10 protein-coding genes and 1 pseudogene are annotated in these 12,073 nt (G+C 58.2%); 5 read left to right on the top strand and 6 right to left on the bottom strand.

What is annotated here, in order from left to right:
• Positions 1-183, bottom strand: a pseudogene (locus tag MMS95_RS20735) (hypothetical protein); the annotation flags it as partial.
• A gap of 192 nt (positions 184-375) precedes the next feature.
• Here MMS95_RS20735 and MMS95_RS20730 point away from each other — a divergent pair.
• On the top strand, positions 376-1,398 hold the full coding sequence (locus tag MMS95_RS20730) for an isopenicillin N synthase family oxygenase (RefSeq protein WP_033633490.1): 1,023 nt from the start codon (positions 376-378) through the stop codon (positions 1,396-1,398).
• 59 nt (positions 1,399-1,457) lie between these two features.
• Here the strand turns inward: MMS95_RS20730 and MMS95_RS20725 are convergent, their stop codons facing one another.
• The gene (locus MMS95_RS20725) at positions 1,458-2,603 is read right to left on the bottom strand and encodes a PLP-dependent aspartate aminotransferase family protein (RefSeq protein WP_004938751.1); all 1,146 of its coding nucleotides are present in this window, start codon (positions 2,601-2,603) and stop codon (positions 1,458-1,460) included.
• Between the two features lie 12 nt (positions 2,604-2,615).
• Positions 2,616-3,983, bottom strand: coding sequence for a cystathionine beta-synthase (locus tag MMS95_RS20720; RefSeq protein WP_242142198.1), 1,368 nt, complete (start codon positions 3,981-3,983; stop codon positions 2,616-2,618).
• A gap of 467 nt (positions 3,984-4,450) precedes the next feature.
• On the opposite strand from MMS95_RS20720, the gene MMS95_RS20715 reads away from it, so the two are divergent.
• Complete coding sequence (locus tag MMS95_RS20715; protein ID WP_162895233.1) at positions 4,451-5,656, top strand: serine hydrolase; 1,206 nt, start codon at positions 4,451-4,453, stop codon at positions 5,654-5,656.
• A 94-nt stretch (positions 5,657-5,750) separates the two neighbouring features.
• Here the strand turns inward: MMS95_RS20715 and MMS95_RS20710 are convergent, their stop codons facing one another.
• The 3 genes from MMS95_RS20710 to MMS95_RS20700 all read right to left on the bottom strand — a co-directional run bounded on the left by MMS95_RS20710 (position 5,751) and on the right by MMS95_RS20700 (position 7,641).
• The gene (locus tag MMS95_RS20710; RefSeq protein ID WP_015377271.1) at positions 5,751-6,248 is read right to left on the bottom strand and encodes a fimbrial protein; all 498 of its coding nucleotides are present in this window, start codon (positions 6,246-6,248) and stop codon (positions 5,751-5,753) included.
• Between the two features lie 13 nt (positions 6,249-6,261).
• Complete coding sequence (locus MMS95_RS20705; protein ID WP_347340962.1) at positions 6,262-7,068, bottom strand: fimbrial protein; 807 nt, start codon at positions 7,066-7,068, stop codon at positions 6,262-6,264.
• Between the two features lie 243 nt (positions 7,069-7,311).
• The gene (locus MMS95_RS20700) at positions 7,312-7,641 is read right to left on the bottom strand and encodes a hypothetical protein (RefSeq protein WP_048322655.1); all 330 of its coding nucleotides are present in this window, start codon (positions 7,639-7,641) and stop codon (positions 7,312-7,314) included.
• A 663-nt stretch (positions 7,642-8,304) separates the two neighbouring features.
• Between MMS95_RS20700 and MMS95_RS20695 the strand changes: the two genes are divergently transcribed.
• From MMS95_RS20695 to MMS95_RS20685, 3 genes are all read left to right on the top strand, one after another.
• Positions 8,305-8,826: a fimbrial protein gene (locus tag MMS95_RS20695; RefSeq protein ID WP_004938731.1), complete on the top strand. Its 522-nt coding sequence runs from the start codon at positions 8,305-8,307 to the stop codon at positions 8,824-8,826.
• Positions 8,827-8,904: 78 nt separating this feature from the next.
• A complete protein-coding gene (locus MMS95_RS20690; protein ID WP_103085747.1) occupies positions 8,905-9,441 on the top strand; it encodes a fimbrial protein in 537 nt (178 codons plus the stop codon).
• A 46-nt stretch (positions 9,442-9,487) separates the two neighbouring features.
• Complete coding sequence (locus MMS95_RS20685) at positions 9,488-12,022, top strand: outer membrane usher protein (RefSeq protein ID WP_242142195.1); 2,535 nt, start codon at positions 9,488-9,490, stop codon at positions 12,020-12,022.
• Positions 12,023-12,073: the final 51 nt, after the last annotated feature.

The raw sequence follows: 12,073 nt of genomic DNA, 5'->3' as shown, positions 1-12,073 counted from the left end.
CCCCTGGCCGACCAGCCAGCGGATCCACAGGCTGGCGCTGTCATCGTCAATCAGGGTTTCATCCAGGTCGAATAAGGCTAAATCCATCAGTATTTCTCCGGCAGGCAGGGTATGAGGTCGTTTACAGGATAGCGGATAGCGCACGTCGCCAGCCAGCGGCGTCGGCGAAATTGCGCAGAGCATAAGAAACATTGATGACGGTTTTGCGACAGTTTGTTGAACGTTTGCATATCTTAGAACGCAACAATATTGGCCGTCCCGGCGAGCGCGGTGGTAACTATGGGGCAAATGCAGCCACCCGCTGGGGAGGGTCAATGTTGATTATTCGCCTGTATGGCAGCCCGATCGTAATCGGGGAAGAAGAGGAACCGCATGATGACGCACCTGACGACGCTGAAGACGTTGCCGCTGCTGGATCTTTCGCAGCTTGACGGTGATGCGCGCCGGCGGCGCGCTTTTCTTGACGATTTGCGCGCGGCGGCGCGCGACGTCGGTTTCTTCTATCTGCGCGGTCACGGCGTGGACGGCGCGTTGAATGCGCGGTTGCAGCACGCCGCGCGACAATTTTTCGCCCTGCCGGAAGCCGACAAGCTGGCGGTGCAGATGGTGCATTCGCCGCACTTTCGCGGTTACAACCGGGCGGCGGCGGAACTCACGCGCGGGCAGCCTGACTGGCGCGAGCAGTTCGATATCGGCGCCGAACGCCCGGCGCTGACGCTGGCTGACGACACGCCGCGCTGGGCGCGTCTGCAGGGGCCAAACCAGTGGCCGGCGGCGCTGCCGGCGCTGAAACCGCTGCTGCTGGAGTGGCAACAGGCGATGACCGCCATGTCGCTGCGGCTGCTGCGCGCTTTCGCGTTGGCACTTTCGCTGCCGGAGCAGGCTTTCGATCGCTTATACGGCGAGAAGCCCAACGAGCACATCAAACTGATCCGCTACCCGGGGCGGGAGGCCACCGCCAGCGCACAGGGCGTCGGCGCGCACAAGGACTCCGGTTTCCTCAGCTTCCTGCTGCAGGACGCGCAAAAAGGGCTGCAGGTGGAGGTCAGCGAGGGGCAGTGGATAGACGCACAGCCGCGTGAAGATACCTTCGTAGTGAACATCGGCGAGCTGCTGGAGCTGGCGACTAACGGCTATCTGCGCGCCACGGTGCACCGGGTGGAAACGCCGCCGGCGGGGAGTGACAGATTATCGATCGCGTTCTTCCTCGGCGCGCGTCTGGACGCGGTGGTGCCGCTGTATCAACTGCCGCCGCAGTTGGCGGCGCAGGCGCGCGGCCCGGCCAGCGATCCGCTCAATCCGCTGCTGCGCGACGTGGGGTATAACTACCTGAAAGGCCGCATCCGCTCTCACCCCGATGTGGCGCACCGTTTTTATCAGGACGTCATCGGCCTCTGAACGCCGGGCGTAAAAAAGCCCGGCGCGTCGGCCGGGCTGATCATGCGCTGATGCGGCGATTATTCCGCCAGCGCCTGCTGTAGATCGGCGATCAGATCTTCCACATCCTCAATCCCCACCGACAGGCGCACCAGCTGCGGCGTGATGCCGGTTGCCAGGCGCTGTTCCAGCGGAATGGAGGCGTGCGTCATGCTGAACGGCTGGCTGATCAGGCTTTCCACGCCGCCCAGGCTTTCCGCCAGGGTAAACAGGCGCGAACGCTGGATGACCCGGCGCGCATAGGCGTCGTCGCCTTTCAGCCGTACCGAGATCATGCCGCCGAAGCGCGTCATCTGGCGCGCCGCCAGTTCGTGCTGCGGGTGGCTCGGCAGGCCGGGATAGTAGACGTTTTCCACCTGCGGCTGGCTCTCCAGCCACTGGGCGATGCGCAGCGCGCTGTCGCTGTGGCGCTGCATGCGCAGCGCCAGGGTGCGGATGCCGCGCAGCGTCAGGAAGCTGCTGAACGGATCGAGAATGCCGCCGACTGCGTTTTGCAGGAAACCGAGCTGTTCCGCCAGCGCCGGGTTATCGCCCACCGCCGCGACGCCCGCCACCACATCGGAGTGGCCGTTGAGGTATTTGGTGGCGGAGTGCACCACCACGTCAAAACCCAGATCCAGCGGGCGTTGCAGATACGGCGAGGCGAAGGTGTTGTCCGCCACGCTGATGAGCCGGTGCTTTTTGGCGATCGCGGCGATGGCGCTCAGATCCGCCAGCTTAAGCAGCGGGTTGGTCGGCGTTTCCACCCAGATCATTTTGGTGTCCGGCTCGATCGCCTGTTCCAGCCCGGCGAGATCCGCCGGCGCCACGTAGGTGACGCGCAGGCCGGCGGTGCGGCTGCGCACTTTTTCCAGCAGGCGATAGGTGCCGCCGTACAGGTCGTCCACCGCGATCAGGTGGCTGTCTTTATCGAGCAGCTCCAGCACCGTGGAGCAGGCCGCCAGGCCGGAGGCGAAGGCGTAACCGCGGCTGCCGCCTTCCAGTTCGGCGATGGCGCTTTCCAGCGCGGTGCGCGTCGGGTTGGCGCTGCGGGAGTATTCATAGCCGGTATGTTCACCCGGCGCCGGTTGGGCGTAGGTGGAGGTGGCGTAAATCGCCGGCATCACTGCGCCGGTCGCGTCCGGGGTGTAACCGGCGTGAACGGTCAACGTATCAAACTTGGCCATAATGGGTCCTTATTAACGTAATTTTTGGCGCCAGGCGTTAAGCACGTCTGTGCGGGTAATCAGGCCGAGGAAGCGCTCGCCGTCGAGCACCACCGCGACGTGGCCATGGTTGAAGGTGGCCTGTAATTCCTCGTAACCGGCTTCCTTTTGCAGCGTATGAACCTGTTTGGTCATCGCGCTGCCGGCCGTCAGGCTGAAGTGGGCGGCGTCGGCCTGAACGGCGTTCAGCAGATCCCACTCATCGATCAGACCGACCACCCGATCGCCTTCCAGCACCGGCAGCTGCGAGATGTCGTACAGCCGCATGCGGGCGTGCACGATCGCCAACGTGTCGTCCGGCGCGGCGGAAACGGCGGCGCCCTCGTCGTGGCGGTAGGCGATCAGATCGCGCAGATCGCCGTGCTGTGGCTTGCTCAGCAGGCCCTGTTCCAGCATCCAGTGATCGTTATACATTTTAGACAGGTATTTGTTGCCGCTGTCGCAGACGAAGGTCACTACCCGCTTGGGTTCGGTCTGTGCGCGGCAGTAACGCAATGCGGCGGCCAGCAGGGTGCCGGTGGACGATCCCGCCAGCACGCCTTCCTTGCGCAGCAGCTCGCGCGCGGTGGTGAAGGCTTCGGCGTCGCCGATGCGGTAAGCGTTGCGCACCTGGTCAAAGTCGCTGAGCGGCGGGACGAAGTCTTCGCCGATACCTTCCACCAGCCAACTGCCGGCTTCGCCGATTTGGCCGTGGTCGAGATAGTCCGCCAGAATAGAGCCGGTAGGGTCAGCCAGCACGAATTCCGTCTGCGGCGAAACCTCGGCGAAATAGCGGCTCAGCCCGCCCAGCGTGCCGCCGGAACCGACGCCGACCACGATGGCGTCCACGTCATGCTCCATCTGCCGCCACAGTTCGGGCGCCGTGGTGGTGGTATGGGCCGCCGGGTTGGCGGGGTTGTTGAACTGATCGATATAAAAGGCGCCGGGGATCTCTTCCGCCAGGCGTTTGGCGTAATCCTGGTAGTAAGCCGGGTGCCCCTTGCCGACGTCCGAACGGGTCAGCAGCACCTCTACCCCCAGCGCGCGCAGGTGGAAGATCTTTTCGCGGCTCATTTTGTCCGGCACCACCAGCAGCAGCTTATAGCCTTTCAGCGCCGCCACCAGCGCCAACCCCAGGCCGGTATTGCCGGCGGTGGCTTCGATGATGGTGCCGCCCGGCTGCAGTTTGCCGTCGCGCTCGGCCTGTTCGATCATCGACAGTGCCACGCGGTCTTTGATCGAACCGCCGGGGTTTTGGTTCTCCAGCTTGACGAACAGCCGGCACGGGCCGATATCAAACTGGGTCAGTTCCAACATCGGGGTATTGCCAATCATCTCGATGACGGAATGGGGGATCGCCATGACTCATCTCCAGGATTATTCGGTATAAAAGTCGTTGTGCGGATGATAGCGCTGAGGATAAGCGCTTTAAAAAGAACAAATAGCGGTTCTATATGCCATTATGGAATATATTAATCTTTTTTAGACGTATGGAAGCGCAGATGTTTAGCGGTGCAGATGCTTGGCCGTGTAGCCGTGGGTAGATGCGAAAATGCGCGTCGCGATGCTTTTTTGAACGATAAGTGCGTGCCTGCGTACAGTTATGTAAAAATGCTGAAAATTCACGCTAAACCCTGCAAAAATAAGATAAATCACATAAACTCACAGCAAGGGCATTTTCGGTGCGTTGCGTTACCCATTACGGGCGCCGCAGGGGGTTGCAGCCGGCACGCGCGCACCGGGCCACTCTCGCTGGTTGGCTTAAAACGTGAACATGTTTGAAAGTTAACGCTATTTCAATGGTTTTGAATGGACACTCTGGCGACGTCATGATGAAAAAAAACTTATCCACTTCCCTGAAAAAACTGACCTTCAGCGTAGGCATCCTGTTGCTGGCCGCCCCGGCCGTGCACGCGGCCGAGCCGCCGGCGCCGCCGCAGGTAGACGCCAAGGCCTTCATTCTGATGGATTACAACAGCGGTAAAGTGCTGACCGAAGGCAATGCCGATACGCGTCTCGATCCCGCCAGCCTGACCAAGATCATGTCCAGCTACGTGATCGGCCAAGCGATCAAGGCCGGCAAGATCAAGCCGGAAGACATGGTCACCGTCGGCAAAGACGCCTGGGCGCCCGGTAACCCGGCGCTGCGCGGCTCTTCGCTGATGTTCATCAAGCCGGGCGATCAGGTGCCGGTGCTGGAACTGAATAAGGGCATCGTGATCCAGTCCGGCAACGACGCCAGCATCGCGCTGGCGGACTACGTGGCGGGCAGCCAGGATTCGTTCGTTGGCCTGATGAACAACTACGCCAAATCTCTGGGGCTGCAGAATACCCACTTCCTGACGGTGCATGGTCTGGATGCGGAAGGGCAGTACAGCACCGCGCGCGACATGGCGCTGCTGAGCCAGGCGTTGATCCGCGACGTGCCGGACGAATACGCGCTGCATAAAGAGAAAGAGTTCACCTTTAACAAGATCCGCCAGATTAACCGCAACCGTCTGCTGTGGAGCAGCAACCTGAACGTCGACGGCATCAAGACCGGTTACACCAGCGGCGCCGGCCACAACCTGGTGGCGTCCGCCACCGACGGCCCGATGCGTCTGATCTCGGTGGTTTTAGGCGCGCCGAGCGATCGCGTGCGCTTTAGCGAAAGCGAAAAGCTGCTGACCTGGGGCTTCCGCTTCTATGAAACCGCGACGCCGATCAAGGCCGATAAGCCGTTCGTCACCCAGAAAGTGTGGTTCGGCGACGTCAGCGAAGTGCCGCTCGGCGTGGCGAAAGACGCCTCGGTCACCATTCCGAAAGGGCAGATGAAAAACCTGAAGGCCAGCTACAAGCTGATCCAACCGACGCTGGAAGCGCCGCTGGCGAAAAACCAGGTGGTCGGCACCATCGATTTCCAGCTGGACGGCAAAACCATCGAGCAGCACCCGCTGGTGGCGATGCAAGAGGTAAAAGAGGGCAACTTCTTCAGCCGCATCTGGGATATGGTGATGATGAAGCTGAGCCAGTGGTTCGGCGGGATCTTCGGCTGAATGCCCTGACACCGCTGCCGCATCGTCGCGTGCGGTTCCTGAAAAAGCCGCAACCTTCCGTTGCGGCTTTTTCATTTTCAGCATCCGTGGCGTTTCAGAAATAGTCCACCAGCATGGTGGCTCCGCTGGAGAAGTCACCTTCCGCCAGGGTGACGGCGCTGTTTTTCACCGGCACCGCATCAAGCGTCGGCGGATTGGCGTAATCGATGTTCAGCGGCGTATTGATGGCGAAAGCCTTGCCGTTGGCCAGCAGTTTGATGCCCAGCCCATTGACGCTGCTGTTCAACACGCTGCTGTCAAAGGCCGCCGCGCTGCCCATGATCTTCATTTTCAGCTGGCGGCTGTTATCCAGAAACTCACACTTGATGCTGTAATCGATGCGTTGCATATAGCGATTACCGTCGATACGTTTGATGCCGACCTTGCCAAAGTCGATATCGATGGTGCGCCCGTCGTTGATCACGCAAGGCGGAGGCGCCACCACGGTGGCGGTGATACTGACCTTGGTGCCCTGGTCGGCGGCCTGGGGGGCGGCGCTGATCACACCCAGCGTAAACAGCAGAGCGCAACGCGTTTTCCTCGTCATGTTCATTCTGGCTCCCGTCTCAAGGTGCGCTGAAGATCAGCGTGGCCGAGCCTGACATCGGACCGGTGGCGATGCTGGTGTAAGGCACATTGTTCTTCACTGGCACAAAGGTGACGGTGTCGTTGCCCAGCCCGTTGACGATGCGCGTTCTGAACGTATTGTTGGGTTTCACCACCGCGCCATTGTGCACCATGGCTACGCCGACATTAGGATTGGAGGTCTTGATGAAATCGCTGGAGAAGCCGCTGGCATCGCTGACCATGCGAACCAAAATGTCTTGTGTCGCGCTCTGATCGTCACACCGGTAGCTGAGCGCCTTGTCCTGTTTGATTTGGGCGTCGATGGCGCTCTGCGTGAGAAAGTCCTGGCGGATCTGACCGAAGTCGACGTTAATCTGCTGGCCGTTGTTGATAGTGCAACTGGTGGTGACGAAGTAGGCGTCGTTGTCGGCGATCAGGCGCCACCGGTAAGGCCCACATTTTGGGCAACCTGACTGGTCATTTTTTTGTTCAAAGTTGATTTGGCCGATGACGTCGCCCTTGTTCACCTTGATATCCTGCGTCGGCGAACGGTTGAGCACGATGTAAACCCTGATGGAAATGCTGGCACTGTTTAGGCCGGTGATCGTCATCACCTGGATACCTGATTGGATCGGGGATAAGTAGTCGGTGCCGTTGATTGTCATACCGTTGGCAAGCGTACCGAAAATGGCGGTGTTCATCGTCAACGCCGGGCTGCCGGTGAGTAAAATATCTTTCCAGCTGGCGACGTCGTTTTTACAGGTCACCTGGCTGACGTTGACGATTTCATTTTTCCCGATGGACAATTCAGGGCCTATCTTTACCCTGACGTCGACCGGCGTCATTGAACCACCCTGACCAATGTTCCCGCCGTCGGAGGTTTTACAGGTAAATGCATTGGCGTTACCAATGAGGACGAAAAAAGATAATGCCAGGCAGTGTTGTAGAAATAGGATGGTTGTTTTTCTCACAATAATATCCCGATTATATAGTGTCATTTGGCTAGGTGCCGCCACGAAATAGGGCTAATTAGGCTGGCTGTGCCGGCGTTATTCCGTTAAATGAGAATAAGGCGCATCTATTCCTGGTATTTCCTTGTTGTCAGCTGGCAGTAGGGCGGTGGGGTACCACCTCAACGAGTTGTTGATGGAGCCGTCCGTTACGAGCACGTCTTGTTTGGCGACGAGTTCCAACAGCAGTAGCCGGGCGCGGTAAACGCCGACGTTGACGGCGTTGGCCAGTTGCCGGGTAGACAACCACAGATGCTGAGGTGGCAGTCCGGTGTCGGGACATGGACGGGGCGACTGCGCGAATAATGTTTGCAGCAGATCGTGCTGCAATTGCCGTATTTCCTTTTGTTTTGGAGATAACGCTTCCATAGCACTTCCTCTGTATTTTGATTGCTGTATTCCTAAGAAAAAACAAAGTTTCACTGCCTACCAATAACGAGGTAAATCGCGAATCAAGAAAAATCCTATCTATTTATCAGGATTGAAAAAAAGAAGGTTCCCACTCCGTTTCTACCTGTTTGCAGGCTGAGGGAGTGTCACGCAGAAACCTAAAGTTTTGGTTTATTATATTCACAAAGAGCGTCTTTGCGATCTGATTAATTGTGAAACAGAGAAAAACAGGATATTGCACTATAAAAGTATTTTTTACGATCTATGAGCCTAAAAATAACACTAAATTAACTTTAATTAGGAAATAAATTGCGAATGTTCGTCTTGATCAAAAAAAGACTTTTTTTGCCGGTGGGCATTTGCCAGAATATTCATCGCCAGACGAGAAGGGCGGGTTAGAAAGTATTGGTCTCTGCTTGTTGTGATTTCGTTTATTTTTATATGACGAATTCATTAATGGGTGGGCCGCTGCAGACTTGCCGTTATCGACGTATTTATTGTCGGTTTCTTTGGTTTTGGCAGTTAACCAACCAGCAAGATGCTAAAGAATCAGGGCTGCGCATATATAAGCGCGAGCAGATTTCCTGTTGCTCTTTTTCTTGATTGGAATATGCATTTTTTCTTATAAGGAATATAGGTTCTATGAAACTTAACAAAATCATGATGGCTGCAGTGATTGCATTTGGCGCAAGTTCTTTTGCACAGGCAGCCGATCAGGGACACGGTAAAGTGACCTTCACGGGTTCTATTATTGATGCGCCATGCTCTATTGCACCCGAGTCGATCGATCAGACCGTAGATCTGGGCCAGGTTTCTAACGTGGCGTTGAAAAACGGCGGCAAATCCAACCCGCGTCCGTTTGAAATCAAGCTGGAGCAGTGTGATACCACGACGCTGAAAACCGTTAAAACCACCTTCAGCGGCATTGCGTCGTCAACCAACAAAGATCTATTGGGTATCGCGGGGACCGCCAGCGGCGCTGGCGTAGCAATCACTTATGGCGGCCAGCCGATCAAACTGGGTCAGGCGACTGCGGCACAGACGCTGAATACTGGCAACAACAGCCTGAACTTCGCCGCTTACCTGCAGGGTGAAGGCGCTTCCGCAGCCATCGTTCCGGGCGATTTCACCGCCGTAGCCGACTTCACTCTGGCTTATCAGTAAGTGAGACCGCAGGCTTAATCAACCAGGCATGGGGCACGCCGCATGCCTGGTGACTCTCTGTGTCAAAGGAATGTCGCGATGTTTTTTTCAAGGAATCGGGCGGGTGCCGTTCTTTTGGCGTCGTTGGCGTTTGCGCCCGGCAGTGCAATTTCCGCCGCACAGGGGTGGGGCAAAGTCAGTATGCACGGCGCCATTATCGACACTGCCTGCGCCATTGCCGCCGGCAGCCGCGATCAGACAATCGATATGGACACGCTTCCTATCGGACAGATCATTCGTGACGGCCAGGGAATGACTAAACCTTTCAGTATTGAATTGGTTAATTGCATTTTGGAACGTCCGGAAAACAAGCCTGATTGGAAATTCTTTCAGGTCACGTTTGATGGTTTGGCGGAAGGCGCTTTGTTTGGCGTACAGGGCGATGCGCGCGGCATCGCATTGAAGATAAAAGACAGCCGCGGCAGGCCAATTATTCCAGGGGAGCCGTTGCCGATGGAAGGAATAATACCGGGCAACCGAGTGCTGAATTATTCCATGACGTTAATGCCGAATCACCAGCCGTTGAAGGTGGGAGCGTATTTTTCCACAGTGCGTTTTAAGCTGGATTATTTTTGATTTTTTTTCGTACTGACGGTTAATTCGTTATTGAAAGGACTTTATTATGCTTTCACCGGCAGGGAAGTTATTTCGTCTTCAGGCCTTGGGGCTCTGTGTCGCCCTTTCTCTGGGAAATCCGATCGCGTTGGTTTATGCCGCCGACGTTATTCAATTCAATACTGACGTCTTGGACATCAACGATCGTAAAAATATCGATCTGAGCCAATTTACGCGCAGCGGCTACATCATGCCGGGCGTTTATACCATGGTGGTGCACGTCAATAAGAACGATCTGGCGGAACAGCCGGTGACGTTTATGGCGCCCGAGAACGATCCTAAAGGCAGCGAAGCCTGTCTTTCGCCGGAGTTGGTCAACCAACTGGGGCTGAAAGAAAAACTGTTAAGTACGCTGAACTGGACGCACGGCGGCCGTTGCCTTGACGCCTCCAGCCTGGCAGGGATGGAAGCCCGCGGCGATCTTGCCAGCTCCTCGCTGTACCTCAACATTCCTCAGGCCTATCTGGAATACAGCTCGGAAAACTGGGACCCGCCTTCGCGCTGGGATGACGGTATTCCCGGGCTGCTGTTTGACTATAACGTCAATGCTCAAACACAAAAACATCAGAAAGGCGGCAGCAGTTACAGCCTGAGCGGCAACGGCACCGGCGGCGCCAATCTGGGCGCCTGGCGCCTACGCGCCGACTGGCAGGCTAATCTCAGCCATCAGACCGGTTCTTCTCAGTCGACCGACAAACAGTTCGACTGGAGCCGTTATTACGCCTACCGGGCTATTCCGGCGCTGCGCTCGCGGCTGACGATGGGGGAGGATTATCTGAACTCCGACATTTTCGACAGCCTGCGCTTTACCGGCGTCAGTCTGCGATCCGACGACAGCATGTTGCCGCCCAACCTGCGCGGCTATGCGCCGGAAGTGACCGGCGTGGCGAAAACCAACGCCAAGGTGGTGGTCAGCCAGCAAGGGCGCGTGCTGTATGAAACGCAAGTGGCGGCGGGGCCATTCCGCATTCAGGACATCAACGACGCCGTTTCCGGCGAGCTGGACGTGCGCGTCGAAGAGCAGGACGGCAGCGTGCAGGCGTTCAAGATGAACACCGCCAACATTCCTTACCTGACGCGCCCGGGCACGGTGCGTTACAAGCTGGCGACGGGCAAGCCGTCGGAGTGGGGGCACCACCTGCGCGGGCCGATGTTCGGCACCGGTGAGTTCTCCTGGGGCATCAGCAACGGCTGGTCGCTGTACGGCGGGGGGATCGCCGGCGGCGATTACAACGCGCTGTCGCTGGGGATCGGGCGCGATCTGATGGCGCTGGGGGCGCTGTCGTTCGATGCCACGCAGTCGCGTGCGCGCTTGCCGCAGGAGGGCGCTCTGACCGGTGGTTCGTACCGGTTGAGCTATTCGAAGAACTTCGACCAGTACGACAGCCAGATCACTTTCGCCGGCTACCGCTTCTCCCAGGAGGACTTCATGAGCATGGGGGACTACCTCGATGCGCGTTACGAAGGGGGACGCAGCGGCAAGAGCAAGGAGATGTACACCATCACCTTCAACAAACAGTTCCGCGATCTGGGGCTCAGCACCTATCTCAACTACAGCCACCAAACCTACTGGGATCGGGCGCCGAACGATCGTTACAACCTGATGGTATCGCGCTACTTCGATATCGGCGATTTCAAGAACGTCAGCGTATCGCTGTCGGCCTATCGCAACCGTTACAACGAGCGCAATGACGACGGGATGTACCTGTCGCTGTCGCTGCCCTGGGGCAGCGCCGGGACGCTCAGTTACAACATGACGCTCGATCGCGAAGAGAACGCCCATCGGGTCGGTTACTACAACCGGGTCGATGAACACAACAACTATCAGATCAGCGCCGGCGCAGCGCGCAGCGGGGCGACGGCCAGCGGCTATTACAGCCATCAGGGCGATATGGCGCAGATCAACGCCAACGCCAGCTACCAGGCCGGCCGTTACAGCGCTGTCGGCATCGGCGCGCAGGGCGGCCTGACGATGGCGGCGGAAGGGGCGGTGCTGCACCGGGTCAATACGCCGGGCGGCACGCGCTTGCTGCTGGATACCGAAGGTGTCGCCGGCGTGCCGGTGCGCGGCTACGGCAGTACGGCGCTGACCAACCGTTACGGCAAAGCGGTGGTGGCGGATGTAAACAGCTACTACCGCAATAAGGCCAGCATCGATCTCAACAGCCTGAGCGACAACGTCGAGGCGACGCGTTCCGTGGTGCAGGCCACGTTGACCGAGGGCGCCATCGGCTACCGCAAGTTTGAGGTGATAGCCGGCGAGAAGGCGATGGCGATCGTCAAACTGGCGGACGGCAGCGAGCCGCCGTTCGGCGCCACGGTGCTGAATGCCCGCAAACAGGAGACCGGCATCATCAATGACGGCGGCAGCGTTTACCTGTCCGGCCTCAACCCCGGCGAGCGCATGCGCGTGCATTGGAACGGCGCGGCGCAGTGTGAAATCCAGCTGCCGGCGCCGCTGCCGGCCGAAATGCTGATGAACACGCTGCTGCTGCCTTGTCGTCCTCTTGCCGGCAACAAGCCGGCGGCTGACGCCAACTGACTTACACCCGGCGGAGTGCGCTCCGCCGCTAAACCGCCGGGGCGGGATTGC

This window comes from Serratia sp. PGPR-27, from assembly GCF_022678525.1.
Taxonomy (GTDB): Bacteria; Pseudomonadota; Gammaproteobacteria; order Enterobacterales; family Enterobacteriaceae; genus Serratia; species Serratia nematodiphila.
Note: the sequence above shows the minus strand (reverse complement) of the source record. Positions and strands in the feature narration are given on the sequence as shown.

What these genes read in the sequence shown, in the direction of transcription:
- MMS95_RS20730 (WP_033633490.1), top strand. Translation starts at nt 376, where the DNA reads ATGACGCACCTGACGACGCTGAAGACGTTGCCGCTGCTGGATCTTTCG.
- MMS95_RS20695 (WP_004938731.1), top strand. Translation starts at nt 8,305, where the DNA reads ATGAAACTTAACAAAATCATGATGGCTGCAGTGATTGCATTTGGCGCA.
- MMS95_RS20720 (WP_242142198.1), bottom strand. Translation starts at nt 3,983, where the DNA reads ATGGCGATCCCCCATTCCGTCATCGAGATGATTGGCAATACCCCGATG.
- MMS95_RS20710 (WP_015377271.1), bottom strand. Translation starts at nt 6,248, where the DNA reads ATGAACATGACGAGGAAAACGCGTTGCGCTCTGCTGTTTACGCTGGGT.
- MMS95_RS20685 (WP_242142195.1), top strand. Translation starts at nt 9,488, where the DNA reads ATGCTTTCACCGGCAGGGAAGTTATTTCGTCTTCAGGCCTTGGGGCTC.
- MMS95_RS20715 (WP_162895233.1), top strand. Translation starts at nt 4,451, where the DNA reads ATGATGAAAAAAAACTTATCCACTTCCCTGAAAAAACTGACCTTCAGC.
- MMS95_RS20725 (WP_004938751.1), bottom strand. Translation starts at nt 2,603, where the DNA reads ATGGCCAAGTTTGATACGTTGACCGTTCACGCCGGTTACACCCCGGAC.
- MMS95_RS20700 (WP_048322655.1), bottom strand. Translation starts at nt 7,641, where the DNA reads ATGGAAGCGTTATCTCCAAAACAAAAGGAAATACGGCAATTGCAGCAC.
- MMS95_RS20690 (WP_103085747.1), top strand. Translation starts at nt 8,905, where the DNA reads ATGTTTTTTTCAAGGAATCGGGCGGGTGCCGTTCTTTTGGCGTCGTTG.